This window comes from Nesterenkonia populi, assembly GCF_007994735.1.
Lineage (GTDB): Bacteria > Actinomycetota > Actinomycetes > Actinomycetales > Micrococcaceae > Nesterenkonia > Nesterenkonia populi.
On the sequence record NZ_VOIL01000001.1, the window covers coordinates 481883 to 505381 of the forward strand.

Annotated in this window: 27 protein-coding genes, 1 tRNA gene and 1 pseudogene; 10 read left to right on the plus strand and 19 right to left on the minus strand. The window is 67.0% G+C overall.

The window, feature by feature from the left end; genetic code table 11:
• Window positions 1-5 precede the first annotated feature (5 nt).
• The 7 genes from FWJ47_RS02250 to FWJ47_RS02280 form a co-directional block, all read right to left on the minus strand.
• Window positions 6-1310: a ThiF family adenylyltransferase gene (locus FWJ47_RS02250; RefSeq protein ID WP_147103501.1), complete on the minus strand. Its 1305-nt coding sequence runs from the start codon at window positions 1308-1310 to the stop codon at window positions 6-8.
• Window positions 1307-2104 carry a thiazole synthase gene (locus FWJ47_RS02255; protein WP_147103504.1) on the minus strand — a complete coding sequence of 266 codons (798 nt, stop codon included), beginning with the start codon at window positions 2102-2104 and terminating at the stop codon, window positions 1307-1309. Before FWJ47_RS02255 ends, FWJ47_RS02250 begins: the two co-directional genes overlap by 4 nt.
• Before the next feature lie 18 nt (window positions 2105-2122).
• A complete protein-coding gene (gene thiS, locus FWJ47_RS02260; protein WP_147103507.1) occupies window positions 2123-2362 on the minus strand; it encodes a sulfur carrier protein ThiS in 240 nt (79 codons plus the stop codon).
• A gap of 49 nt (window positions 2363-2411) precedes the next feature.
• Window positions 2412-3584 carry a glycine oxidase ThiO gene (thiO, locus tag FWJ47_RS02265; protein ID WP_147103510.1) on the minus strand — a complete coding sequence of 391 codons (1173 nt, stop codon included), beginning with the start codon at window positions 3582-3584 and terminating at the stop codon, window positions 2412-2414.
• Between the two features lie 100 nt (window positions 3585-3684).
• Window positions 3685-3755 (minus strand) — tRNA-Gly (locus FWJ47_RS02270).
• A gap of 164 nt (window positions 3756-3919) precedes the next feature.
• Entirely contained in the window at window positions 3920-4462 is a 543-nt protein-coding gene (locus tag FWJ47_RS02275; protein WP_147103513.1) for a type 1 glutamine amidotransferase domain-containing protein, read from the minus strand.
• Between the two features lie 95 nt (window positions 4463-4557).
• Window positions 4558-5178: a malonic semialdehyde reductase gene (locus tag FWJ47_RS02280; protein WP_147103516.1), complete on the minus strand. Its 621-nt coding sequence runs from the start codon at window positions 5176-5178 to the stop codon at window positions 4558-4560.
• 122 nt (window positions 5179-5300) lie between these two features.
• Here FWJ47_RS02280 and FWJ47_RS02285 point away from each other — a divergent pair, with 122 nt between their 5' ends.
• Entirely contained in the window at window positions 5301-5846 is a 546-nt protein-coding gene (locus FWJ47_RS02285) for an RDD family protein (protein ID WP_147103519.1), read from the plus strand.
• Window positions 5847-5885: 39 nt separating this feature from the next.
• Here the strand turns inward: FWJ47_RS02285 and thiE are convergent, their stop codons facing one another.
• From thiE to FWJ47_RS02300, 4 genes are all read right to left on the minus strand, one after another.
• Window positions 5886-6617: a thiamine phosphate synthase gene (gene thiE, locus FWJ47_RS02290; RefSeq protein WP_147103522.1), complete on the minus strand. Its 732-nt coding sequence runs from the start codon at window positions 6615-6617 to the stop codon at window positions 5886-5888.
• Window positions 6618-6682: 65 nt separating this feature from the next.
• The gene (locus FWJ47_RS02295) at window positions 6683-7462 is read right to left on the minus strand and encodes a LysR family transcriptional regulator substrate-binding protein (protein ID WP_147103524.1); all 780 of its coding nucleotides are present in this window, start codon (window positions 7460-7462) and stop codon (window positions 6683-6685) included.
• A 33-nt stretch (window positions 7463-7495) separates the two neighbouring features.
• Window positions 7496-8572 carry a hypothetical protein gene (locus FWJ47_RS11995; RefSeq protein ID WP_170228437.1) on the minus strand — a complete coding sequence of 359 codons (1077 nt, stop codon included), beginning with the start codon at window positions 8570-8572 and terminating at the stop codon, window positions 7496-7498.
• Between the two features lie 44 nt (window positions 8573-8616).
• Entirely contained in the window at window positions 8617-9327 is a 711-nt protein-coding gene (locus FWJ47_RS02300; RefSeq protein ID WP_147103527.1) for a dienelactone hydrolase family protein, read from the minus strand.
• A gap of 192 nt (window positions 9328-9519) precedes the next feature.
• On the opposite strand from FWJ47_RS02300, the gene FWJ47_RS02305 reads away from it, so the two are divergent.
• Genes FWJ47_RS02305 through FWJ47_RS02340 form a run of 8 tightly spaced genes read left to right on the plus strand, consistent with a single transcriptional unit; the run spans window position 9520 to window position 16753 of the window.
• Complete coding sequence (locus FWJ47_RS02305) at window positions 9520-9786, plus strand: hypothetical protein (RefSeq protein ID WP_147103530.1); 267 nt, start codon at window positions 9520-9522, stop codon at window positions 9784-9786.
• Window positions 9783-10127: a cation:proton antiporter gene (locus FWJ47_RS02310; protein WP_147103533.1), complete on the plus strand. Its 345-nt coding sequence runs from the start codon at window positions 9783-9785 to the stop codon at window positions 10125-10127. Before FWJ47_RS02305 ends, FWJ47_RS02310 begins: the two co-directional genes overlap by 4 nt.
• On the plus strand, window positions 10120-11094 hold the full coding sequence (locus FWJ47_RS02315; RefSeq protein ID WP_170228438.1) for an MnhB domain-containing protein: 975 nt from the start codon (window positions 10120-10122) through the stop codon (window positions 11092-11094). The genes FWJ47_RS02310 and FWJ47_RS02315 overlap by 8 nt, the downstream gene beginning before the upstream one ends.
• Window positions 11091-11372, plus strand: coding sequence for an NADH-quinone oxidoreductase subunit K (locus FWJ47_RS02320; RefSeq protein ID WP_147103538.1), 282 nt, complete (start codon window positions 11091-11093; stop codon window positions 11370-11372). Before FWJ47_RS02315 ends, FWJ47_RS02320 begins: the two co-directional genes overlap by 4 nt.
• On the plus strand, window positions 11369-12883 hold the full coding sequence (locus tag FWJ47_RS02325; RefSeq protein ID WP_147103541.1) for a complex I subunit 5 family protein: 1515 nt from the start codon (window positions 11369-11371) through the stop codon (window positions 12881-12883). Before FWJ47_RS02320 ends, FWJ47_RS02325 begins: the two co-directional genes overlap by 4 nt.
• Before the next feature lie 5 nt (window positions 12884-12888).
• Entirely contained in the window at window positions 12889-14469 is a 1581-nt protein-coding gene (locus FWJ47_RS02330; RefSeq protein WP_246126124.1) for a complex I subunit 5 family protein, read from the plus strand.
• A complete protein-coding gene (locus FWJ47_RS02335) occupies window positions 14469-16256 on the plus strand; it encodes a proton-conducting transporter transmembrane domain-containing protein (protein ID WP_211358954.1) in 1788 nt (595 codons plus the stop codon). Before FWJ47_RS02330 ends, FWJ47_RS02335 begins: the two co-directional genes overlap by 1 nt.
• A 5-nt stretch (window positions 16257-16261) precedes the next feature.
• Entirely contained in the window at window positions 16262-16753 is a 492-nt protein-coding gene (locus tag FWJ47_RS02340) for a Na+/H+ antiporter subunit E (RefSeq protein ID WP_170228439.1), read from the plus strand.
• Between the two features lie 9 nt (window positions 16754-16762).
• On the opposite strand, the gene FWJ47_RS02345 is transcribed toward FWJ47_RS02340, so the two are convergent.
• On the minus strand, window positions 16763-17272 hold the full coding sequence (locus FWJ47_RS02345) for a GNAT family N-acetyltransferase (RefSeq protein ID WP_170228440.1): 510 nt from the start codon (window positions 17270-17272) through the stop codon (window positions 16763-16765).
• A gap of 69 nt (window positions 17273-17341) precedes the next feature.
• The gene (locus FWJ47_RS12195; protein WP_246126125.1) at window positions 17342-17524 is read right to left on the minus strand and encodes a hypothetical protein; all 183 of its coding nucleotides are present in this window, start codon (window positions 17522-17524) and stop codon (window positions 17342-17344) included.
• A gap of 19 nt (window positions 17525-17543) precedes the next feature.
• Here FWJ47_RS12195 and FWJ47_RS12200 point away from each other — a divergent pair, with 19 nt between their 5' ends.
• Window positions 17544-17897, plus strand: coding sequence for a hypothetical protein (locus tag FWJ47_RS12200; RefSeq protein ID WP_246126126.1), 354 nt, complete (start codon window positions 17544-17546; stop codon window positions 17895-17897).
• Here the strand turns inward: FWJ47_RS12200 and FWJ47_RS12405 are convergent.
• From FWJ47_RS12405 to FWJ47_RS02375, 6 genes and pseudogenes are all read right to left on the minus strand, one after another.
• Window positions 17862-18248: pseudogene (locus tag FWJ47_RS12405) on the minus strand (AAA family ATPase); the annotation flags it as partial. The gene FWJ47_RS12200 and the pseudogene FWJ47_RS12405 sit on opposite strands and share 36 nt — an antisense overlap.
• A gap of 117 nt (window positions 18249-18365) precedes the next feature.
• Window positions 18366-18866 carry a hypothetical protein gene (locus FWJ47_RS02355; protein WP_147103553.1) on the minus strand — a complete coding sequence of 167 codons (501 nt, stop codon included), beginning with the start codon at window positions 18864-18866 and terminating at the stop codon, window positions 18366-18368.
• A gap of 76 nt (window positions 18867-18942) precedes the next feature.
• Window positions 18943-19680 carry a DUF6339 family protein gene (locus FWJ47_RS02360; RefSeq protein ID WP_484213809.1) on the minus strand — a complete coding sequence of 246 codons (738 nt, stop codon included), beginning with the start codon at window positions 19678-19680 and terminating at the stop codon, window positions 18943-18945.
• Window positions 19677-20552 carry a hypothetical protein gene (locus FWJ47_RS02365; RefSeq protein WP_147103561.1) on the minus strand — a complete coding sequence of 292 codons (876 nt, stop codon included), beginning with the start codon at window positions 20550-20552 and terminating at the stop codon, window positions 19677-19679. Before FWJ47_RS02365 ends, FWJ47_RS02360 begins: the two co-directional genes overlap by 4 nt.
• Window positions 20545-22464 (minus strand): hypothetical protein, encoded by a 1920-nt coding sequence (locus FWJ47_RS02370; RefSeq protein WP_147103566.1) that lies wholly within the window; start codon window positions 22462-22464, stop codon window positions 20545-20547. The genes FWJ47_RS02365 and FWJ47_RS02370 overlap by 8 nt, the downstream gene beginning before the upstream one ends.
• The gene (locus FWJ47_RS02375; protein ID WP_147103569.1) at window positions 22461-23498 is read right to left on the minus strand and encodes a PD-(D/E)XK motif protein; all 1038 of its coding nucleotides are present in this window, start codon (window positions 23496-23498) and stop codon (window positions 22461-22463) included. Before FWJ47_RS02375 ends, FWJ47_RS02370 begins: the two co-directional genes overlap by 4 nt.
• Window position 23499: the final 1 nt, after the last annotated feature.

The window sequence follows — 23499 nt, forward strand, 5'->3', positions numbered from 1 at the left end:
GTCGGCTACGCCTGGCGGTAGAGATCGTAGCCGCCGAGCAGGTTCGCCACCGGCAGGTCCGGGTTCTGCTGCTTGAACCAGTCCACCGCCTGCCGGGACCGGATTCCGTGGGCGCAGTAGAGCACCACCGGACGGTCTGCCGCACCCTCGTCGGCACCGGGGACCTCACCGCTGCGGGCGAGGTCGCCCAGGGGCATCTTCACAGCGCCCTCAATGGTCCCGGCCCGCCACTCGTGCGGCTCACGGACATCGACGACGCCGGCGACGGTCCCGGCGGCGAGCGCCTCGCGCAGCTGCTTGGGGGTGAGGTCATCGGCACGCTTGGGCTCCCCGGTGAAGGGGTTGAAATCAAAGTCGTCCGCTTCGGTCTGCCCGTTCTCCTGGGTGCGAAGCTCACCCGGATCAGAGGCGGCTCCCTGCGTTTCGCGGCTGCGCAGCGCGTCCGTGTCCGCCTCGCAGGCGTCGGCGGGACCGCCGCCGAGGCCCGCGACGTCGGCGCCGATGCTGGTGACGGGGTCCCGGTCCGGGTCCGGGTTGAGGGTGAGCTCCCGGAAGCCTGCGGTCAGGGCGTCATAGGTGAGCACCCGGCCCAGCAGGCTCCGGCCGATCCCGGCGAGGAACTTCACCGTCTCAGTGGCCATCAGGCTGCCGATCACGCCGGGGAGCACGCCCAGCACTCCAGCTTCCGCGCAGGTGGGGACCTCCCCGGCGTCGGGCGCCTCGGGGTAGAGATCCCGGTAGCCGGGGCCGCGGCTGCCCGCCGGCCAGCGCTCAGCGTCCGGACCGCCGGCGAACTCCGGCTGGGACCAGAACATGCTGACCTGGCCCTGGAACCGCAGGATCGACCCGGAGATCAGCGGCTTGCCGGCGATCTCGCAGGCATCGGCGGCCACGTACCGGGTGGCGAAGTTGTCGGACCCGTCCACGACGATGTCGGCGGGCCCGATCAGCTCCAGCGCGTTCTCCGCGGTGAGCGGCCGCCGGTGCTCGTGGATGGTGGCCTCCGGGTGCAGTCCGCGCATCGCCTCGGCGGCGGAGGCGGTCTTCGGCTGTCCGAGGGCGGCTTCGGAGTGGATGACCTGGCGGTGGAGGTTGGAGCGGTCGACGACGTCGTGGTCGATCACGTCGATGGTGCCCACGCCGGCGGCGGCCAGGTAGGTGAGGATGGGGGCGCCGAGCCCGCCGGCGCCGATCACCACCGCCCGGGAGTTCAGCAGCTTTGCCTGGGCTTCGATCCCGAAGCCGGCCAGGGAGAAGTGCCGCTGGAACCGCTCTGCCTGGGTGCGGGTGAACTGGTTGAGGTCACTCATGTGAGGTCTTCCACGGGGTTGATGATCCCCTCCATCGGAGAGCTGGCCAGGGCGTGCTCGCGCTTGGGGATGCGGCCGGCCTGCGCCGAGAGATGCCCGGCCTCCACCGCGAGCCGCACGGCGTGTGCCATCTTCTCGGGCTGCTGGGCGCGGGTGACTGCGGAGGCGACCAGCACCGCTGAGCAGCCCAGTTCGATCGCCTGGGCGGCCTCGCTGGCGGCGCCGATCCCGGCGTCCAGAATCACCGGGACTGAGGCCCGGGAGGTGATCAGCTCGAGGTTATGGGGGTTGAGGATGCCGAGGCCGGTGCCGATCGGGGAGCCCAGCGGCATCACCGCTGCGGCCCCGGCTGACTCCAGGCGCAATGCGCTGGCCGGGTCGTCGATCGTGTAGACGAGGGGGGTGAAGCCCTTGTCCGCCAGCTGCTCGGTGGCTTCGAGGGTCTCGACGACGTCGGGCAGCAGGGTGTGCTCATCAGCGATGACCTCCACCTTGATCAGGCTGGTCTCCAGCGCTTCCCGGGCCAGCTCCGCGGTGAGCACCGTGTCCTTGACCGTGTAGCAGCCGGCGGTGTTGGGCAGCACGTCGATGCCGAGACGCTCGAGCAGGCTGAAGACGCTGGTCTTGGTCTCCGGGCTGAACCGGCGCATCGCCACCGTGGTCAGGGTGGTCCCTGAGGCGACCAGCGCCTTCTCCAGGGCGGCGAGGTCGGTGGTCCCGCCGGTGCCCATGATCAGCCGGGAGTCCAGCGTGTAGTCGCCGATCTGAAGCGGCGGCGTCTGCGAGGCAGTCATATGCTCCTTCTCCATCAGTCAGCCGCCCTGCACCGCAGTGACGATCTCCAGCTCGGCGCCCTCGTCGAGCTGGATGGCGGACCAGCGGCTGCGCGGGAGCACCTCCCCGGCGAGGGCGACGGCCACGCCGAGCCGCCTGCCGTCGGCGGGGGTGCCGTCGGGCTGCAGCTCCCGGCCTGTGGTGCGGGAGACGGCGTCGAGCACAGTGGCGGCCTCGGGAAGGGCCACGACGTCGTCGTTGATGGTGACTGTGGGCATAGGCCCTATTCAACACCAGCTCCGCGAGCGGTGTTCCCGGCGCGCGGCCTCACCGATGGCGGCGCGGGTCCGTCGCTTCCAGGTGGGCCCGGTCCTGCTCGGTGAGGGTCCCGTTGAGCATCCCGGCGGTGAGCCGGGCAGCCAGCGGGGCGAGCAGGATCCCGTGGCGGGAGTATCCGGTGGAGACGACGACGTCGGGGCTCAGCAGCCCCGTGTAGGGCCGGTCGTCAGGGGTGCCGGGACGGGCGCGGGCGGTGATCTCGTGCAGCTCCATGTCCCGTACGGCGGGCAGGACGGCGATCGCGTCGGCGAGCAGCTCTGCCACGGAGCCGGCGTGCGCCCCCGGGCGGGCGTCCTCCCGGACGGAGGCGCCGACGACGAGCTCTTCGCGCTCCCTGGGCACCAGGTAGACCTGTCGTCCGGAGACCCGGGCCCGCAGAGTGGAGGTGATCAGCCGCCGCTCCCCTGGGGTGAGCTGCCCGTCGGTGTATCGCAGCCGCAGGACGTCGCCGTGCACCGGGCGCAGGCGCAGCTGAGGGTGGTCGCGCGGGATTCCGGTGATCTGTGAGTAGCCGAGCCCGGGCACCAGCACCGCAGCCGCGGCGTCGTGCTCATTGTCCTGATCGGTGGTCAGCTGCACCCCGCCGAGCTCGTGGCGGATGTCGACGACCTTCTCGGCCGCCCAGGCCGCGGGCGGGCCGGCGTCGGGGAACGCGCCGGGGTCCAGCTCGGCGCTGAGCGCCTCATTGAGGGCGACGACGAGCTGCCGCGGATTGACCTGATGGTCCCCGGGGACCTTCCAGGCTTTAGAGATTCCGGGGGCGAGCGCTGGTTCACGCTCTCGCAGGGCGCGGGAGGTCAGAGGCTCCACCTGCATCCCGTGGGACTGGTGGACGCCGACGAGGTCATTGACGGCCTCGCGGTCACCAGGGTCGGCGGCGACCAGCAGGGTGCCGTTCTCCCAGTACCCGGTGGGGGCGCGGACCGCCTTCTGCAGGGCTGCCATCTGGGCGGGGTACTCCTCGAGTGCCGCAGCCATGAGCGGCCAGAGCTCCTCCTGCCCGTACTGCACCTCGCTGATGGGCGCGAGCATCCCGGCCGCCGCGTAGGAGGCCTCGGAGGCTGGGGCCGGATCGAAGATGGTGACGGAATGGCCGGTCAGGCGCAGCTGCCAGGCCGTCAGGAGCCCGACGACGCCAGCTCCGACAACAGCAGTTGACATTTACGGCACCACCTTCAGGTCTGAGGCGGCCCTGCCGCCGACATGTAACCGGGGAGGATCAAGGCCCTCCCCGCGGAGGGCGGCGCTCCCCCAATTTCGGAGCGGCTGACGGGAATCGAACCCGCGTCGTCTGCGTGGGAGGCAGAAGCTTTGCCACTAAGCTACAGCCGCTGGCCGCCGTGATGAGTGCGAGTGATCCCACCGTCACGGCGTGAAGAACAGTGTACTACCTTGCCGAGGCCTCGCTCACGCGCGAAGGCCCTTCCCCCGCGTGGGAGGGGGCCCGCCGATGCATTGCATGCGGCGGGCCCCAGAAGCCGAAGAGAGTGACCTGGTCAGGCCTTCTCAACCAGTGCGAGGAACTCTCGGCTGAAGTCCTCGAGGTCGTCCGGGGTGCGGGAGGTGACCAGTCCGTCGGAGACCACCACGGACTCATCCACCCAGGTCGCACCGGCATTCTTCAGGTCGGTGGCCAGGGAGGGGTAGCTGGTGAGAGTCCGGCCCTTGGCGGCGCCGACCTCGGTGAGGATCCAGGGGCCGTGGCAGATGGCGGCCACGGGCCTGTCTGCCTCGAAGAACGCCTTGACGAACTTCTGGGCGTCCTCGTCGATCCGGACGGTGTCGGCATTGAGCGTGCCGCCGGGCAGCACCAGGCCTGCGTATTCGGACGGGTCGGCTGAGGGCAGGTGCACGTCCACCTCGAAGTGATCGGCGTGCTCCCAGTCACCCTTCATGGCCTGGATGGAGCCTTCCTTGGGCGAGACGACGACGGCGGTGCCGCCGGCGGACTCGATGGCCTTCTTGGGCTCAGTCAGCTCGGGCTGCTCGACGCCGTTGGTGGTCAGGATTGCGATCTTCTTGCCGGTGATGTCGGCCATGAGCATCCTCCTTCGGGATCTCTCATCTGTGTCGCTTACGGATTCAACCTAGTCAGTCGATCTTGACGTGCAAGACATGGAGGCTGAACGTCTGCTCAGAGAATCTGGGACGCCTCGGAGAACTCGAGGCGGCCCGCGCGTGGGCGGACGGCGTCCTCGTCGTCAGGGTTCGCGGCGTGGCCCACGTTGATCACCACGAGCGTCTTCCAGCCGTTCTCGGCGTGGAGGATCTCGTCGAAGGCGCTGGCCTTCAGCCCGGTCATGGGGCCGACTTCGAGGCCGTGGGCGCGCAGGGCGGTGATGAGGTAGCCGACCTGGATGAGCGCGGACTGCTCGCCCACTCCCTTGCGCATGCCCTCAGCCTCGGCGAAGCGCTCCCGGGCGCCTTCCCGCTGGGGCTGCAGCGTGGGCATGTGCTCGTGCCAGTCGGCGGTCCAGGCGGCCACGATGGTCAGCGGGGCGGCCTTGGTCTTGGCCTGGTTGGCGTCCATCATGTGCTCGACGACGGCGTCGCGAGCATCACCGTCGGTGAGGATGGTCAGCCGCAGCGGCTGGGAGTTGAAGGCGGTGGGCGCCCAGCGCAGATCCTCGTAGACCTTCTGGATGAGGGCGGGGTCCACCGGCTCGTCGGTGAAGGTGTTGGTGGTGCGGGAGCCCTCGAACAGGCGGCCGATGGTCTCACGGTCCAGGGTCTTGCCCAGGGTGCTGGTGCTCATGCTGCAGCTCCTTCAAAACTTGAGGATCGGTTCACGGGTGCCCAACGCCCGGTCCCCGTGACTTCTTCCGCCGCACATAGGTAGCGTGCGGAGTCGACGGAGCGGAAGGAGCTGAGCGAGCATTGGCACAGGGCAGCAATGAGGACGCCCGGGCGCCTGAGCGGATCGTGGTCCCGGATCGCGGCAGCGCTGAGCCCGCGGATGTGATGATCAGATTCTGGGCACGGGCGGTGGACGCGGTTCTTCTGGTCGTTCTGTCGATGGCCGCGGCAGGGCTCGCTGTGGCCCTGGCGGGCGCCGGAATGGAGGGCGCAGCCTGGCAGATCGGCCTGATGCTTGCGCTGCTGATGCTGTATGAGCCGGGTATGACCGCGTGGAAGGGCGGCACGCTCGGCAAGCTGTTCGTGGGCCTCAGGGCAGTGGATCTGCAGACGGGGGAGTGGCCTCGATTCGGACGCTCCCTGCTGCGCGCTGCGGTCTTCTTCGCGCTGACCCTGTCCTATCTGCCGGGAAACTGGAGTCTTCTGGGCCTGGCCACGATGGCCGCCCTGGCGATGGCGATCGGCCGCCACCCTCACCGTCGAGGCTGGCACGATCAGGCGGCGCGCACCGCCGTCGTGCTCAAAGACACCCTTGATCAGGGCAGCCAGAGGGGCGATCGCTCCTGAACACGGCGTCATGAGCTGTCCTGACCAGGAGACTGGGTCTCAGGCGGGGAGCTTCTCGCGGAGTGCGCGGGCGGCCGCAGCCGGGTCCTCGGCCTGGGTCACGGCACGGACGACGACGACGCGGTCCGCGCCTGCCTCGGTGACCTCGCTGAGGTTGCCTGCATCGATCCCGCCGATCGCGAAGAACGGCTTGCCGGTCTCCAGCTGGGCGGCCCGGGCGGGGAGATCCGTGCCGACGGCCGCGCGGCCCGGCTTGGTGGGTGTCTCCCAAACCGGGCCTGTGGAGCAGTAGTCGATGCCGGGGTCGGCGGCGGCTCCCCGGACCTGCTCAAAAGTGCGGCAGGAGCGGCCGATCACGACGTCGTCGCCCAGGATCTGCCGGGCCTGCTCAGTGGTGAGGTCCTCCTGGCCGATGTGGAAGACATCCACTCCGCTGATGAGGGCGACGTCGGCCCGGTCGTTGGCGGCGGAGAGCGTCCCCCAGGAGTCGGCGACCTCCTTCAGCAGGGTGAGCGCGGTGAGCTCAGTCTGCACCGAGACCTGCTTGTCGCGGACCTGGATGATGTCGGCGCCACCGCTGAACGCCTCCACGTAGAAGCTCCGCAGCGCCTCAAGGTCCAGCTCCTCCACGGGTCCGGCCTCGGGGCGGGTGACGAATCGCTGCAGGTCGGTGCACACGTAGAGCCGGGCCGAGAGCAGCCGCTCGCGACGAAGCTGGCCGAGCTGGGTGGGCTCCGGGACGGTGGTGGCCGTGACGTTCTCCTCAGTCATGCCTCCACCTTAGAGCGGTGAGCCTGGACAGGCGCTGAAGGACGGCTGAGCCCCGTGCGGCGGGGTCAGCTGCGCCGACGCCGGCGTGCGGCCCCGCCTCCGCCGCGCTGGGACTGACGGCCTGCTCTGCTCTGCGAGGTCCTGCTCTGCGGCTTCTTGGGGGTCTTCCTCCGGCTGCTGGGGAGCTGGGTGCGGGCGGACTGAGGTTTGCGGCCGCGGGCGATCCCGATGAACTCTTGGATCTGGTCGCTGTCCTTCTCCCGCAGCCAGGCGAGCGCGACGTCGTACCCGGGCTGGTCCTCCACGGTCCGGATGATCACGTCTTTGCGGGAGAGGGCTCGGGCCGCCGAGTTGGGGAGGAGGATCAGCCCGGCCCCGGAGGCGACGACCTCCAGGGCGATCCGCTCATTGCGGGCGAGGTTCTCTCCGGTGCGGGGGGCGTGCGGGTCGGGGGGCTCCCCGGGAGTCATGTCTGCCGGGTCGAAGAACGTCTCCTCGGCGATGTCCCCCCAGGGCACGGATTCCTCCGCGGCGGCGACCCAATGGTCGCGGGCGGCGCAGACCACGGGCACCTCGGTGTAGAGCACCACCCGGTGGAAGAGGCCTTGGTCCACCGGGTCGGCTCCTTGCCGGCTGCGGATGTAGGCGAGGTCCACAGTGCCGCGGGTGAGGCGAGCGAGCGCGGCGTCGGAGTCGGCGCCGCCGGCGTCGTCATAGTAGACGACGGCGAGCGGAGCTTCGGGAAACCGGGCGCGCCAGCGGCCCGCCCATTTGTCCGGTGAGGCCCCGGGGATCGCGCCGAGGGTCAGCCCCGCCTGCTCCTGGTGCTCGGCATCGTCACTCACCCGCCCAGCCTATATAGGGGGCAGCTGGGGCGCTCACTGTGGGTAGTCAGTCATGAAATAGCACTGGTGGCTGTACCCCTCCCCCTCCTCCGGGCGGATGGGGGTCAGGAAGTGGTCGGTGCCCAGGTACTGGGCCATGCCGCCGTGGTAGAAGCTGTAGCCCATCACGTACTGGGCGCCCCCGGGGACGCCGCCGTAGGGGTTCTCGTGGTCGTCCTCCACCGGGTCCGGCTCGAGGCCGATCGGCGCGGAGTCAGCGGGCGCCACGGCGGCTGCGACGTCGTACATCGGCTCTCCGTGGGCGGGGACACTGCCGGGGCAGGTGCCGCCCCAGGCATGGAACGGGGAGGTGAGGATGGGATACCACTCGCCGTCGTACTCGTGGAGCTCCACCTGCCGGTTCAGCTCGGCGTAGCCGGAGGCCTCGTCCCGGGAGGTCGCGTGCGAGGCGTCCTCGAGGGTGGGGTCGCACGCGATGCTCAGGCCCCCGTCGTAGCGGGTGCCGGTGATCCGGATGGTGTCGCCGTCCTCGATGCTGACGGAATCGACCTCGTCCCAGCAGGACTGCTCTGCGGCGAGCGGCCACTTCATCTGCTCCGGCTCGCCCCCGTCATCGGGGCCCAGCCACACGTACCAGATGGTCTCCGTCAGATCCCGGGCCTCCACAGTGAGGGGGACGACGGCGTCCTCCGCGCCGTTTCCGGTGAGGTCTGCGGTCTGAGCCTCGCCGACGCTGAATGCGCCTTCGACGCCGTCGGCATAGTCCGCGGTGCCGGCGCCGTCCTGGACGGTGACCTCTCGCGGCTCCTCCCATCCCCAGGGCGAGTAGAGCCATTCGGCGTCCTGCACGTGGGCGGCGACGTCGACGGCGTCGTCCCCAGCGTCGGGCTCCTCCTCGGACTCCTCGTCACCGTCTGGGTCGGCGCCGTCGAAGAAACCTTCGCCTTCCTCTGCCTGTTCGGCGGCGTCGGCCTCCTCGGAGGTCGGCTCCGGGGAATCCTCCGGCTCGGGTGCGGGGCCATCCTCACCGCAGGCGGAGAGGAGCAGCAGGGCGCTGAGCCCCGCGGCGGTCAGGGACGTTCGGGGTGCTGGTGCGCTGCGCCTCTCCATGGGGTCAGCCTAGAGAGGTTCCGGCTGGACCGTTGGAGTATTGCTCAGGCGACCTTCTTGCGGAGGAAGTCCACCGAGCGGTCCCAGGCGAGCTGGGCCTTCTCCGCGTCGTAGGTGCCGATGGCGTTGGTGTCGTTGTGGAAGGCGTGCCCGGCGTCGTAGTAGAAGAACTCGACCTCGGCCCCGGACTCCTCGCGGATCTGGGCCTCCTGCCGACGGGCGTCCTCCTCCGGGTACATCTGGTCCTGCTTGGCGTAGTGGCCCTGCACAGCGGCCTTCACCCCGGCGTAGGACTCAGGGACCGCCTGGCCGACCCCATAGAACGGGACGGCGGCGGAGACCTTCTCACGCTGCTGGGCGGCCAGAGCCAGCACGAACCCGCCGCCCATGCAGAAGCCGATCGCCCCCACGGTCTTGGAGGTGACGGTGTCGTGGGCGAGCAGGAAGTCGGCGGCGCCTGCGAGCTGCTCGGCGCCCTCCTCGGCGGGAAGCTTGGACATCATCTCGCCGGCCTCGTCGCCGTCGTGGGTGATCCATCCGCCGTAGAGGTCCGGGGCCAGGGCCACGAATCCTTCGACGGCGAGCCGGTCGGCGACCTCCTTGATGTGATCGGTGAGCCCCCACCACTCCTGGATGACGATCACTGCGGGGCCGGATCCCGACGGCGGGGTGGCCAGATACCCGTGGCCGGTGTCGGTGACGTCTGAGCCGGGCAGCGGAAAGGTGATGTTCTGGTGCGGAGTCTTCTCAGCCATGGGTGCCTCCTGGGTTCGACGGCGTCGTCGAAGCTCACATTACCGAGGTCAGCCGGCCCGGTGAACCGCAGGCTCGGGGTGCGATCAGCGTCTCTGTGGCCCAGCGCCGGGCGGACCTGGAAAGATGGGGTCACTTGAGAGCGTCTGACCAGGAACAATGTCCCGCCGGCTTGATCGGCATGAGGAGGGCCAGTGGCTGAAGCAGTGCTGACGGTGGTCTTCGCCGTGCTGCTGCTGAATCTGCTTGCCGCTCTGCTCGTCTGCGCCCGCCGCGGGATGGCGGGCAGCTGGCTGCTGGTGATCCTGCTGGCCGGCACCACCGGGGCCGCTCTCACCGGGATCCTGGCGGTGCTGTCCGACGACGGACGCCGCTTCCTCGACGTCGCCCTGGTGCTCACCGGCACTGCCGCGGTGACCGCTGCGGTGCGGGCCGCGCTGCCGCGGAGGTCCGCCGAATGAGCAGCGTTGTGGAGGTTTTCGGTCTGCTGCTGGCCGGAGCCGGGACCGTGTTCTTCACCGCCGGGACCGTGGGGCTGATCCGGTTCCCGGATGTGCGCAGCCGTCTGCACGCACTGACCAAGGCGGACAACTTGGGCCTGGGGCTGGTGCTGGCCGGCGTCGCGATGCTGATGGGCAGCCTGACCGCGGCGGGGGTGCTGCTGCTCACCTGGGTGCTGGCGCTGGCGGCGGCCTCTGTGTCCGCGCGGGTGCTGGGCGCCGTCGAAGCGGACAGCATTGAGCCGGGCCGCCTCGAACAGGACGGTGCTGATGCCGCTCCGGAGGAGGCGGCTGATGGCTGAGGCTCACCTGCTCGACTGGCTTCTCGCGGCCACCGCACTTGCGGCGGCGGGCACCGCTGTGCTGCCCCGCCTGCGGATCGCTCAGGCGATGGGCTTCCTGGTGCTCGGCGTCGTCGCCTCTCTGATCTGGCTGCGGATGGGGAGCGTCGACGTGGCCCTGGCCGAGGCGGGACTCGGCGGGGGGCTGCTGGGCGCTGTGCTGGTGTACCTGGCCGCGGCGCCCAGCACCGGCACGGATGAGCGGGGCGGACCTGCCGGGGCCGGCCGGCTCCGGGCCAGGCTGAACGCCATGTTCGGCATCATCGCGGGCGCGACCATCACGGTGGTCCTTGGTGCGGCATGGCTGCGTGCTGCGCCGGCGCTGGAGGAGACCCCGCCGGGCTGGTCAGAGCCGTTGGCTGAGCAGATGCCGGGCACCGGTGTGGAGCATGAGATCACTGGGGTGCTGCTGGCCTTCCGCGCCTATGACACCCTGCTGGAGTCCGGCGTGCTGATGCTCGCCGCGCTGGCGGCTTTGGCGCTCATGGATCCGGCGCGGCTCAGGGATCCGGCCGGCCTGCCGGAGGCGCCGCGGAACCTGGCGTGGATGGTCCGAGCGGCGGCGCCGGTGCTGCTGGTGGCGGGGCTGTGGCTGCTCTTCGCCGGCAGCTCGGACTCGGGCGGGGCGTTCCAGTCGGGCGCGCTGCTGGCGGCCCTGCTGATTCTGCTGCGGGTGGCTGGGGCGACGCTCACCCGGCTGCACTCCTACGTGCTGCGCCCGGCACTGGTGGTCGGGGTGCTGGCGTTCATCGCGGCCGGTCTTCTCGGGTATGTGCTGACGGGCGACTGGCTGGGCTGGGACCCGGCCTGGGCGTTCGGGGCGATCCTGACGGTGGAGGTGCTGCTGACAGTCGGCATCGCTGCTGGGCTGTATACGATCTTCCTCGCTCTTGAGCCTCAGGGTCAGCTTGAGGAGGTGGGAGGATGAGCGCCGCTGTTCTCTATCTGCTGCTGGGCACTGCCGTGTGCGCGGCGGGGACAGTGCGGCTGCTGCTGGTGCGGGATCTGGTGGCCCGGCTGATTGCGATGAACGTGGTGGGGATCGGCTCGCTGCTGATCCTGCTGGCGATCGCCTCCCGCGCCCCGGAGGAGGCGGAGCCTGTGCTCTCGGCGCTGGTGATCACCGGGCTGGTGATCACGGTGGCGTTCACCGGGTTCGGCGCGGTGCTGATCCGCCGGATCGAAGAAGGGGGTGAGCGCGGGTGAGCGTCGATCTTCTGCTGGGCGCAGTGGTGCTGCTGCCGTTGGCGGCTGCTGGTCCGACCGCGCTGCTGGGACCCAGGGGCGGGAGCGTCACGGGGGCGGCGACGGCGCTGCTGACTGGTGCGCTGAGCCTGCTGCTGATCTTCGAGACTGTCTCCCGCGGCGTTCAGGAGACGGCGCTGGGAGGGTATGGGGCCCCGTTGGGCATTCATCTGCGCGCGGACGGCCTGAGTGCGGTCTTCCTGGGACTGACTGCCCTGGTCGGGGTGAGCCTGAGCGTCTTCGCCGCAGCGTCCCGGGACACCCCGCGCGGGTTCTGGCCGCTGTGGCTGGGCTGCTGGTCCGGGCTGAACGCGGTGTTCCTCTCCGGAGACCTGTTCAACACGTATGTGGGCCTGGAGCTGGTGGGTCTCACCGCTGTGGCTCTGGTGGCGCTCGGCGGACGAGGCGCGTGGGCCGCGGCGCTGCGGTACCTGTTCATCGCGGTGCTGGGCTCGCTTCTGTTCCTGGTGGGTGTGGGGCTGCTGGTCTCGGTGACAGGAACTTTGGACATCTCTCAGACGGCGGCGGCCCTGCAGCAGCCCGGTGGGGAGCAGGAGCCGGCTCTGCTGCTGGCGGCTGGTCTGATGACGGTGGGACTGGCGCTGAAGCTGGCCCTGGTGCCGATGCACGCTTGGCTGATCAGCGCGCACTCCCAGGCGCCGGGGGCGGTGTCCCCGCTGCTGTCGGGGCTGGTGATCAAGGCTGCGCTGTTCGTCATTCTGCGGGTGTGGCTGTGGGTGCTGCCGGAGGCACAGGCTGCTGAGCCGCTGGCGTGGATTCTCGGGGCCCTGGGGGCCGCGGCGGTGATCGGGGCGTCGCTGGTGGCGCTGCGGCAGGTGCGGCTGAAGCCGCTGATCGCCTATTCGACGGTGGCGCAGGTGGGCTACTGGTTCTTGGCGTTCCCGCTGCTGATTGAGACGATGCCGGGGCACGACGACGTCGCCCCGGGCGCCTACAGCGGAATCGTGGCGCTGGCGGTGGGCCATGGGATCGCCAAGGCAGGCCTGTTCGCCGCCGCCGGGTACTTGAAGGACACCTATGGCACGGACGAGATCGTTGAGCTTCATGGGGCGGTGCGCACGCACCCGATGGTGGTGATGAGCATGGGGCTCTCAGCGGTGGGGCTGATCGGTCTGCCGGTGTCGTTGGGGTTCGCGGGCAAGTGGCAGGTGGCCACGGCCGCGGTGGAGGCCCAGCAGTGGTGGATTTTGGTGGTCGTGGCCGTGGGCACCGTGCTCACCGCCGGCTATTTGGTGCGCGGGATCGCCCCGCTGCTGATGCAGGAGGACCCGCACGCCGGTGATGACGACCTCAGCAGCGATGACACCACCGAGGGTCCCACGGTGAAGACCTCCCGGAACTTCACCTCCGTTCCGGGCATGGCTGTTCTCGCGCTGGGCTCGGCGACGATCCTCACGGGATTCTTGCCGGCGTGGCTCGCCGATGTGCTGGAGGTGGGCGCCCCGTGGTGAACGATGTGACGAGCAGCCAGCTGCTGCTCACAGCGATCCCTGTGGTCATGGTGGCGCTGTCCTTGGCGGCAGCGACCATGATCTTCCCGTTGGGGGAGCATCAGGTGCGGCTGCGGTCTTCGATCAACTTGGTCGCTGCCGGGGTGAAGGTGCTGCTGATTGCCGCATTGGTGCCCGGGGTGATCGCGGAGGGTCTGCGGCCGGAGTTCGCCATGCCGTTCCTGCCGACCCCGGGCGGCGAGCCCATCGAGCTGGTGCTGCGGGTGGATCCTCTGGCGCTGCTGTTCGCCGGACTCTCAGCGATTCTGTGGCTGCTGACCACCATCTACGCGATCGGCTACCTGGAGGGCAAGCCGAACCGGTCCCGGTTCTTCGGGTTCTTCAGCCTGTGCGTGACGGCGACTGTGGGGCTGAGCTTCTCCGGGAACCTGATCACGTTCCTGGTGTTCTACGAGCTGCTGACGCTGACGACCTACCCCTTGGTGGCGCATTGGGGGGACGAGAAGTCGCTGAGGGCGTCGAAGACGTATCTGCGGTATGCCTTGGGCGGAGGGGTCGCGGTGCTGATCGGGGTGGTCTGGCTGACCATGGAGGTCGGCCCGGTGGACTTCGCGGAGGGCGGGGCCGCCAGTGTCGCTGATCTCGCCTCCGCCAGCCCGGGGACCGCCGTCATGATCTTTGCGCTGCTGGTGGGCGGCATGGGGGTGAAGTCTGCCCTGGTTCCCCTGCATTCCTGGCTGCCGGCCGCGATGGTGGCCCCTGCTCCGGTCTCGGCGCTGCTGCATGCGGTGGCGGTGGTGAAGGCGGGCGTGTTCGGGATCGTGCGCGTGGTCGACGATGTCTTCGGCGTCCAGGCGGCCCAGGAGCTGGGTGTGCTGACGCCGCTGCTGGTGGTGGCGGCCATCACGGTGCTCTACGGCTCGTATCAGGCGCTTCGGGCGGATGAGCTCAAACGTCGTCTGGCGTTCTCCACCGTCTCGCAGGTCAGCTATGTGGTGCTGGGGGTGGCGATGTTCTCCATGGCGGGCACGGCGGGGGGCATCGCGCACTTGGTGCATCAGGGGATTATGAAGATCACCCTGTTCTTCTGCGCGGGCCTGTTCGCTGAGGCGATGGGCGCGCATAAGATCAGCGACCTGCAGGGTGCTGGCCGGCGCATGCCGTGGACGTCGGCGGCCTTCACGGTGGGGGCCTTCGGGATGATCGGTCTTCCGCCGACGGCCGGGTTCATCTCCAAGTGGCAGCTGGGCCTGGGGGCGCTGGACTCTCCGCATCCGTGGGTGCTGTGGGTTCTGGTGGCCTCTTCGATGCTCAACGCCGCGTACTTCTTGCCGGTGGTATTCCGGATCTGGTTCTCTGAGCCGTCCCCGGATACCGGGTGGGCGCCCAGCGGCGGCCGCAAGGAAGGGGATGATGTTCACCCAGCAGAGGCGGACTCTGCTGGACCGGCGGTGCATGAGCCGAAGGCGCTTCTGGTGCCTGCGCTGTGCACTGCCGCCTTCACGGTGGCGGTGGGGCTGGGGGCTTCGTTGGTGTTCTCGCCCTTGGAGGTTTCCCGGTTCATCGCTGAGGGGGTGTTCGGCTGATGCTGATTGCTTCTGCGTTCCTGCTGCCGGCGCTGGCCGTCAGTGTGATTGCTCTGGCGGGGGCGGCGGGCCCCTCGGCTGCGCACCGGGTGCGGCGGACGACGGCGATCCTTGCGCCGCTGACCACGCTGCCGGCTGTGCTGCTGAGCCTGTTCGGGGAAGGTGCTCGGCTGGAGGTGCCGTGGCTGCTGCTCGGTGCGGAGTTCTACGTGGACCCGTGGGCGAGGTCGCTGACGCTGATCGCTGCGCTGCTGTATTCGGCGGCGCTGATGGCGGTCTCGTGGACGAAGCTCCGGGACACGGAGAAGGGTTCGGGGGCGCTGACGGCGTTTCTGCTGGTGTGCTTCGTGGGAAATGTGGGGACCTATGTGGCTGCGGATGCGGCAAGCTTCTATGCGGCGTTCGCGCTGCTGAGCTTCTCCGCAGCGGGGCTGGTGATCCATTACCGGTCCCAGGAGGCGCAGCGGGCGACTCGCATCTATCTGGTGATGTCGGTGATCTCGGAGACCGCAATCCTGGCGGGCCTGATTCTGACGGCGAGCGCGGGGGGCCATCGGGTTGCAGATGCTCCGGCGGCGGTGGCGGAGTCTGAGCTCACGGGGCTGATTGTGGTGCTGCTGCTGATCGGCTTTGGGGTGAAGGCGGGGACGGTGCCGCTGCATGTGTGGCTGCCGTTGGCGCACCCGGCGGCTCCTCCGGCGGCCTCGGCGGTGCTTTCGGGGGCGATGGTGAAGGCTGGCCTGGTGGGATGGCTGCGGTTCTTGCCGCTGGGTGAGGCTGCGCTGGCTGCGACGGGGTACACGTTGTTGGCTTTGGCGTTGGTGGGTGCGTTCGCCGCGGCGGCGATCGGTGTGCTGCAGCGGGACCCGAAGGTGGTGCTCGCCTATTCGACGATCAGCCAGATGGGGTTCATCACGTGCTTGGTGGCGGCGGGGCTGCTGGTGCCGGAGCTGGCGTCGACTGCCGCGGCGGCGTCGGTGCTGTATGCGGTGCATCATGGCCTGGCCAAGGGCGCCCTGTTCTTGGGTGTCCCGGTGGCGAAGCACTTCGGCACCGGGGGGACTCGCTGGCTGGTGCTGGTGGGCCTGGTGGGCGCTGCGCTGGCGGTGGCGGGGGCTCCGCTGACGTCGGGCGCCTATGGGAAGTATGTCTCGAAGGAGACGGTGGAGGGGGTGACGTTCTTGGGCGCGGATCTCTATTACCTGCTGCCGTTGGTGGCCACGGGGTCTGTGGTGCTGCTGATGCGGTGCGGCTGGCTGCTGTGGTCTGCGGAGCGGCACCCGGAGCACCGCCCTGCCGGGGAGTTGGCGTCGTGGCTGCTGGTGTGTGCGGCGGGGGTTGCGGTGCCGTGGCTGGTGGGCGCGTTCTGGTTGGAGGCTGGGGGCTTCTCGTGGGAGTTGGGTCCGCTGTGGGATGCGACGTGGCCGCTGCTGCTGGGTGTGGTGCTGGGGCTGGGCGTGTGGTGGTCGGCGCATCGGGGCTGGCTGCCTGGGTGGGCAATGCATGCTGATGGGTCGGCTGTTCAGCCGGGTGATCTGGTGGTGGCTGAGGAGTCTCTGGCCGCTCGCGCCGGCCGGGGCGCAGCGGTGGTGCTGGACGGTGCGCATCGGGGCACGGCGATGGTGCGGGCTTCGGTGTGGAATGTGATGTCTTCTGCGGGTGAGCGGACGGAGCAGGGGCTCGATGGGGGCGAGCGGCGGCTGAGGTCGTGGGAGTTCAGCGGTGCTGCGGTGCTGGTGGTGCTGGTTGCGGCGTTGATGGTGCTGTCTGTGGGGTGGTTGGTGTGAGGTTTGTGGTCTCGGTTCTTCTGCGCGCCCTGCTTCTGGGCGTGGTGTGGGTGGTGCTGGCGGGTCCTTCGGCGGACTATGCGCTGTATGGGGTGGTGAGCGTGGCTGCGGGGACGGTGCTGAGTCTGGTGCTTCTGCCTCCGCGGGGCGGCCCGGAGCTGTCTCGTTGGCCTGCCCGTGTGTGGGGCTCTTTGGTGTTGGCGGGGTGGTTTTTGTGGCAGTCGGCGAGGGGTGGTGTGGATGTTGCTCGGCGTGCGGCGCGTCGGGTGCCGGATATTGAGCCTGCGGTGGTGTCTGTTGGGGTTGCTCTGCCGGAGGGCGGTGCTCGTCAGGCGGCGCTGCTGATGATGAATCTGATGCCGGGCACGATGGTTCAGAGGGGCCCTTTTGTCGCCGAGCATGGCGAGGTCATCGAGCTGCATACCCTGTCAGTCTCGTTGGAGCCGGCGGCTCAGTGGGAGGCGCTGCAGCGTCGGGTTGCGCGCGCGGCGGGCTGAGCCTGGGGTTCAGTCGCGGGTGAGGCGTAGGGCGCTGATGTGGGCGATGTCTTGGTCCCTGGGGTTCCAGCGGCTCATGGGGAGCTCGTCGTGGAGGGCGAATCCGTATTTGCTGTAGAAGCGGACCGCGCGGGGGTTGTCTTTGAAGACTTCGAGGTATGAGGGTTGTGGGCCGAGGACGTGGGCCATGAGCTGGTGGGCTAGTCCGGTGCCGTGGTGGGCGGCGAGGGTGTAGAGCCCGTAGAGCTGGTGGCTGCGCGGGGCGTCGTCGTCTTTTCCTGGCCCGTAGTTGGCGAATCCGATGATCTGGTTGTGGTGGAGGGCGATGCGCAGGGTGCCTCTGCGGGGCTGGCTGAGGGCTTCTTTCCACATGCTGATGCGGTCGGCTTCGGCTTTGGCGTCGTAGAACCGTTCGGGGATGAAGTGGGCGTAGGCCTCTCGCCAGGCGGTGTTGTGCATCCGGCCGAGGGCTTCGGCGTCTTGGGGCTGGGGCGGCCGGATCAGGCAGTCAGTTTCCACGGCGTCAAGCATATGCACGACGCCGGGTGCTCCTCGCTCGTCTGAACGGTCGGTGAGCTGCCGGCCTTATTACTCCCACAGGCTGTGGTCTTTCAGGGCGGAGAGGGGAAGAGTCCACATGTTTTCGCCGTGGGGGCTGCGGGGGGCGTTCGGCGCGATGACGTAGCCGCGGTGGAACTGGTCGGGATATTCCTCTTGGAGCGCCCAGAGTCCGCGGAACGCGTCTTTGCCGGGGTTCGGCGTTGATTTCACCGGCGGGCACCCGGAGGAGGTGGTCAAGGATGGTGAGCGCACGAATGCGGTCGAATCGCTCGTCGGGAAGGACGTCTTCGGTGAGGATCGATTCGGCTCCGAGCCGGACATGACTGTGCAGGAAGCGTCCTGGGCGTGGGCTGGCGGTGAGGCGGTGTTCTGGCATCCCTCCGAGGAGGATCGCTTCCTGCCAGGTCGCGTCTTCTTCCGGGTGTTTCACCCAGGGGTCGGCGTCGAAGAGTTTGTCGGTGACGGACCAGAGCCCGTTGTTGTCGTTGAGCTCAGCTTCGGTCAGAGGTTCCAGCCCGTACCGGTGGGTTCGTCTGGCCAGGGGGTCGCTACCGCCGAAGCCTTGGTTGCCGAGGGCCGCTGAACCGGTGAGCATGCAGCTGATGTGGTCAGCGTTTTCGTCGAGCAGGTGCTTAATGGCGGTGGGCAGCTCAGGGAGTAGTTGCGCCTCGTCGATGACAAAGGGCTGCTTGAGTCTGCGCAGCCATCCACGAATATCTGCTTGTGCGGCTTGAAGGGTGGCGGCGTCGGAGAACGTTTCGTATTGGGCAAGGTGGCCTTGGTCTACGAGGTTCTTGACGAGGCTGGTCTTACCAACAGCCCGAGCGCCTTCCAAGATGACCACGGGCGCGTGGCTGAGCATTTCGATGAGCACATCTTCGGCAAAGCGATGGCGGTATACAGCGGGCATGACTTCCTCATGATGTGCGGACATCCTGCATCGTTATGCCCACTAATACCTCTGAATCCCTTTGTTCTCAGGGTTCAGCTATTCTTCGAATGAAGGATCTCCGCACTCCTGGACGCAGGATGTCCGCACCATCATGAGCGATCAGAACTCGGCGCTGATGGGAAGCGGGTCGGGCTCGTCGAGGTACCAGTGGTCATTGACGCTGATGGCGTCGTAAAGGGTAGGGCCCATGGGGTAGTCATCGGCGGCGGGGATGTGGTGAATGCGGGCTTCACCGTTGTCCTGTTCGTGGATTTCAGTGTCGCCTTTGCTGAAGACTTGAGCGACGGTGTCGACATCGCCACTGTCGGGTTCCTGCTGGAGCCATTCGCTGAGATCGTCGAGTTCGTCGATGCAGGCCTGCTGTTCGTCTTCGTCCCAGTCGGCGTAGAGACCGCCGCGGTGATCGGAGTGGCTGAGCGCACAGGCGGTTTCGGGGTTGCCTTCTTCGATGGCGTCCCAGTACTGCTCCAGCGCCGCTTCGGGGTCTTCAGCCCCGTCTTCAGTGTCTGTGGTGTCTCCGCAGCTGGCGAGCACAAGAACCAGCAGCCCCGCTCCAGTGAAGGTCACGGCCCGAAGGCCCGACGTCGGCAGATGAGCCATCATTCTCCTCAGTTGAGTACGCGACTCACTCCGACGCTACAGAAACGCCGCATGCATTGCATGGCCCTACGCAACCTCAGCGGGCCGCAAGCGCGGGGTGAGCTTCCCGAGCACAGTCGCGGACGAAGTTATCGAGGATGTCTTCGTCCTTCACATCGACCCAGTAGATGGCAGTGCGATAAGTCATGATCTTGAGCAGGCGGCGTGTGAAATCTCTTCTGTCCTGTCCATGAAGCATGCTGCTGAGGATGTAACGGGCTGCCGTGTTCGCGAGAGCAGGCCGCAACGCTGTAACCTGGCGTTCAAGCAGGTTGCCGAACTCATCCTCACTGAGCGCATCTTCGCCATAGTAGAACCGCTCCTCGAAGACCTGAGTGCGTCTCCAAAGACGGCGCAGGACGTGTCGGCGGCTCTCGCCTTGAAAGCGAGCTCGATCACTGGTGGTCGGGTCAAAGCGATGGACAATTAAGTCGGGCAGGACCATGAAAGCTATGTAGTCCCACGTGTCGCCGCGACCAGCTTCTGCGGGAGCGAGGGGGAAGTGCTTCCGAAGCGAGGCTGACATCTCCTGATCCCAACGGCGGCTCTCGTCCAACGCAACCCCCGCCATCTCCGCCAAGACGGCTTCACGGGCCCGGAAAACATCAGCCTCAGTGAAACGCTCGCCGCCCGTCGGCGCGTAGTTGTGCCGGAAGTCCATATCAAGCGGACGAAGCTCCTTCCCCGCACGCATCTGTTGCCATGCCATCTCCGCAGCTTCCGCGCCGAGTCGGGGGAAGAGCAGGCCCTGCTGCCTAGTCTGCCTCTCTATCACTTGTCTCCTCGGAAATACTGCGTCCCGTCAGAAAGTCGCACTTCGAACTCGCTCGGGTCGTCACGAAGGAGCCGCAGGGCATCCCGTAGGGAAGTGCGCATGAACATCTCGGCTGTCTGCTCCGCACCTGCCAGGACCGAGAAAGGCTCATCTTCGATGAGGTCGTCGAAAGCAGTTTCAGTCAGCCCATCAGCCAACCGAGCAGTCTCCAGAAGAATGCCTCGTGCGATGTCCTTCTTCAGTGAGGACTTTGCGTCAGCACCTGCCCGACCTGCGTTGATGTCCCGGACCACGGAGAAGTCCGTGTTGAGGTGCAATCTCACTGAAAGACTAAAATCATCATCTGAGTTGGATGAACTCATATCTAGTCTCCACGGAATGGATGGCTGGCCTGCCTTAGAAAATGAATATGCCAATGTGGGGAAGCGCGACCGATCGACAAGGTCGGCTCGTTGCGTCTCCATATCTGCCAACTTCATCGGAAGCGCAGAACCTCCTGATGACACTGCGAGAAGGGCCCCCTCGAACGTCAGCTCACCTGCGAGATCTGATGCGTGAATGCCCACAGCAGCGCGCCCGAAGAGTGTTTCCTCCTCACCCTGCTCCAGGTGGGCTTCAGCATTGATGGAATAGTTCGACTCCGGTGCTTTGACCACCAGCCCCAATAGCACTGAGGAGGCGGCAAGATTCATCTCCCGGAGCGTGGGTTTTAACACTCGGACACCGAGGCTAACCGTGATGCGGCTGAGGCCGTCGACCTTCGAGGACACGTCTTCGATTACTGTCGGAACCCCGTCGACAGCAACTTCATAGGAAGACCACTGGACGTCATCATCCTGCAGGCGAGGGTAGGGAAAAAGCGGTTCAGCCATCGCTCAGTGTCTCCCCCTTCAGGTCGACATCAATTGCAGTGTCGGCAGGCACGAAGACCTCGACCCTGGTTTGCTGGCCGGCGTGCAGTTCGCGCTCTGAGGAGTCAGCAAAGACTGCCTCCGCGTCGCCTTCCCACTGGATGGCAACGTCTCCCGTATCGAAGAGCTCAGACTTTCCTGCTGTCCGGGCCTTGATTTTGAGTCTCACCATGACCTCGGAGGAGGCGGCGGCGATGATCAACGAGTAGAGGTGCTGTCCGGACTCCAGACGCTGGGCCTGTGAGGAGACAAGCGTGACGTGAGCGGCCCGCTTTTTCGCCGACGCTCGCCTTTCACCGGGAGGACGAGGCGCAGCCCCTTCGATCTCCGATGCCTTACCCTGGGGAACGAAGCTGCTGAGCTCCTCGGCAACTCCCACTGCAGATTCGCTTCCGCCAGACACGCTGGAAGAAGAAGGAGCGAGAACCTGCCTGATCTTCTGCGGCACGAGCCGCTTCGCACTGCGCACGGTCGCGTTCGACTCGGGACTCATACCGCCCCCGGGGGTCCACCGATCATGGGCGGGGGGTTCGGCAGCGGCGAAGTGCGCATCGAAACCTGCCCGCGGCTTGAAAACGGCGAACCAGGCGTACCCCTCTGCTTCGACGCCTCCGATCTCCTCGTAGTTGACTACCAACTCAGCTTCGTGGCGCATATTGCAGAGACGATTCATCGCCCAATCCGCGTGGCTTTCGCCCTGTTCATTGCGATAGTTGGGGACCTTAGCGACCGCCAGATCTCCGTAGTAGCCCCCAGACCCCTTGCGCAGGGGACGGCAGGCGATCTCCATCAGCAGATCGTCCACGATCACGGTCTCCCTACTCTCACGCGAGGTGCCCTGCTCCTGATAGTCGCGGAGGGCGTTCATCAGTCGCTTGAACGGCCGAAGGTCCGGCGCACCCCTGATCTCGTCAGGGGCAGGATCAGACTCTCCCCCAATATGCAGAGCCATAGGGGGCGCAGCGGCGTCGGCCGGAACGGTCACCTTCGGCCAAGCGAACTTGGCGGAGGCAAGGGTGATCTGCCTCTGGAGCTCCCGAAGCTGCTTTCTGGTGGTGACGCCGTTGACTCCCTCGGCGACTTCCTCCTCGCCGACACCATCGCCCTCGGCGACAGCGCTCGCCAAAACTGGGTCCAGAATGAGGATAGAAGTTCCCGTTTCACCGGGGGCAAAACGTTTGGAGAATAGCTTTTCGCCGAGCCTGCGAGCCGCTTCGCCCCGCACTGGCAACACGAGCCCGCCGACCTCTGCCGGCTCACCCCACCAATGGACACCGGTGAATCGGGTACCACTGTCTACGTAATCCTTCCCATGGCACACCGCGATCAGCCGGTGCTCCGGACCCTGTCGGGTCTGACAGGCGGTCCAGTAGACGACAGTGTGCGAAGCGGATGCGGTGAAGGCTGCTGTCTTGCCGAAGCCATACGTGCCCCCGCTACCCCCGCCGGCGGGCTTGGTCGAGCCGATGTCATAGACGAGTTTGACGAAGTTCGACTGCTCAGAATCGACTTCCCCGCTAGTGGGATCCAATGGCCCATCCAGCCCTGATGTCCCACGATCATAGACTTCGACTACTGCTGAGGAGGCCTTGGCCAGAGAATCCTTCACAGGAGAAACAGGCGGGAGATCTGCAAAGAGGTCGTGCCGTAAGACCTGAAGAGACTCGGGCTTCAGCCACCGGGCCTCGGCCCCATAGATAGGCTGCTCCCCCTCAAGACGGGCGTCCCAGGCGTTCTGCAGAGTTTCGCGGAGGAGCATCTCGACACGCGACAGCTCCGTAGTTCCCATGATCTGGTCCAGACCCCTCGAACTGATATCTCCCGCGCCGTGCGGCTTAGAGTAGCGCGCAAGCGGCTGTGTCGAGCTGCTCATTCGTTGCCTCCCTCCCCGCTCATGAATTGCGACAGAAGCTTGTCTTCCTCCTCCTCCGTCAGTGCGGGGCCGAGGACGCTGAGGGAGAAGCTGAACTTCACCATCCCAGCTAAACCAGTGATGTGCCGGTCCGAGAGCTGAGACCACCGCAGACCGGGCGCATCATCCTGCACCTGCCACGTGTTTCGCGACATGACTTGGAACTTGGACTTCCGGTTGTGCTCGTTGCCGGGGACGTACCCCAAATTGTGGAGCTTCTCGCTGAGCATCTCTTCATCCGCCCCCTTGGCTCGGACACGCTCGATGAGATCATCCAGAGGAGCTCCATGAGCGCTCTCATCGACGTGGACGAGCACAATGAACAGGTCACTCTGCGGCGGCGGATCGAGCTGAGTCAGACCGTGCACAGTCACGGTCTGGGACGACCGGTTGAAGGACGTCTTCACTTCGATGGCGCAGTACGACGACCGGAAGTCCTGGGGTTTGCTGTCCGGCCCCTGCCATGTGTCGAGCACATCGTGCCCATGGCGCTCCAGCAGGAGATCAAGGATGGTCAGCTCGCCGAACAGGCCGGCCAGCTTTTCGGCGGAATGCTCCTTCGCAGCCACCGACAGGAGAGCACGCCAATTGTTGGCAGTCACCTTCACGATGTCCAGGGGTTTGTACCGCCCCTGCTTGAGCTTTCTGCGAATCTCGTCAAGAAAGCTCTTGAACGCCTCTGCGAGATGCAACTGGGTACATCGAATACGCAGGAACTCGTGTTTGCCTGAAGGGAGACTGCCCTGCCCTGCTGTTGTCAGAGATGCGGAACCAATGTGGATGGCATCACTGATCTCCATTGGGCGCGGAAGCGGGGCATGGACCCTGACTAGCCCCTCTGGAGCGCCTCGTTCATCATGACGGACAAAGAGGACAGCGTCCTCACCCTGGTCGCGAACAGGCGCAGCCTCAAAGCCTTCATCATCGTGATCCTCAGGTGAACTCCCGACAGAGAAGAGGGCCGTCCGGAGTGCGTCTTCGATGGGGGACGTCATT

What these genes read in the sequence shown, in the direction of transcription:
- thiO (WP_147103510.1), bottom strand. Translation starts at nt 3,584, where the DNA reads ATGTCAACTGCTGTTGTCGGAGCTGGCGTCGTCGGGCTCCTGACGGCC.
- FWJ47_RS02365 (WP_147103561.1), bottom strand. Translation starts at nt 20,552, where the DNA reads ATGGCTGAACCGCTTTTTCCCTACCCTCGCCTGCAGGATGATGACGTC.
- thiE (WP_147103522.1), bottom strand. Translation starts at nt 6,617, where the DNA reads ATGACTGAGGAGAACGTCACGGCCACCACCGTCCCGGAGCCCACCCAG.
- FWJ47_RS02315 (WP_170228438.1), top strand. Translation starts at nt 10,120, where the DNA reads ATGGCTGAGGCTCACCTGCTCGACTGGCTTCTCGCGGCCACCGCACTT.
- FWJ47_RS02300 (WP_147103527.1), bottom strand. Translation starts at nt 9,327, where the DNA reads ATGGCTGAGAAGACTCCGCACCAGAACATCACCTTTCCGCTGCCCGGC.
- FWJ47_RS02255 (WP_147103504.1), bottom strand. Translation starts at nt 2,104, where the DNA reads ATGACTGCCTCGCAGACGCCGCCGCTTCAGATCGGCGACTACACGCTG.
- FWJ47_RS02355 (WP_147103553.1), bottom strand. Translation starts at nt 18,866, where the DNA reads ATGGCTCATCTGCCGACGTCGGGCCTTCGGGCCGTGACCTTCACTGGA.
- thiS (WP_147103507.1), bottom strand. Translation starts at nt 2,362, where the DNA reads ATGCCCACAGTCACCATCAACGACGACGTCGTGGCCCTTCCCGAGGCC.
- FWJ47_RS11995 (WP_170228437.1), bottom strand. Translation starts at nt 8,572, where the DNA reads ATGGAGAGGCGCAGCGCACCAGCACCCCGAACGTCCCTGACCGCCGCG.
- FWJ47_RS02375 (WP_147103569.1), bottom strand. Translation starts at nt 23,498, where the DNA reads ATGACGTCCCCCATCGAAGACGCACTCCGGACGGCCCTCTTCTCTGTC.
- FWJ47_RS02250 (WP_147103501.1), bottom strand. Translation starts at nt 1,310, where the DNA reads ATGAGTGACCTCAACCAGTTCACCCGCACCCAGGCAGAGCGGTTCCAG.
- FWJ47_RS02280 (WP_147103516.1), bottom strand. Translation starts at nt 5,178, where the DNA reads ATGAGCACCAGCACCCTGGGCAAGACCCTGGACCGTGAGACCATCGGC.
- FWJ47_RS02320 (WP_147103538.1), top strand. Translation starts at nt 11,091, where the DNA reads ATGAGCGCCGCTGTTCTCTATCTGCTGCTGGGCACTGCCGTGTGCGCG.
- FWJ47_RS02335 (WP_211358954.1), top strand. Translation starts at nt 14,469, where the DNA reads ATGCTGATTGCTTCTGCGTTCCTGCTGCCGGCGCTGGCCGTCAGTGTG.
- FWJ47_RS02310 (WP_147103533.1), top strand. Translation starts at nt 9,783, where the DNA reads ATGAGCAGCGTTGTGGAGGTTTTCGGTCTGCTGCTGGCCGGAGCCGGG.
- FWJ47_RS02370 (WP_147103566.1), bottom strand. Translation starts at nt 22,464, where the DNA reads ATGAGCAGCTCGACACAGCCGCTTGCGCGCTACTCTAAGCCGCACGGC.
- FWJ47_RS02275 (WP_147103513.1), bottom strand. Translation starts at nt 4,462, where the DNA reads ATGGCCGACATCACCGGCAAGAAGATCGCAATCCTGACCACCAACGGC.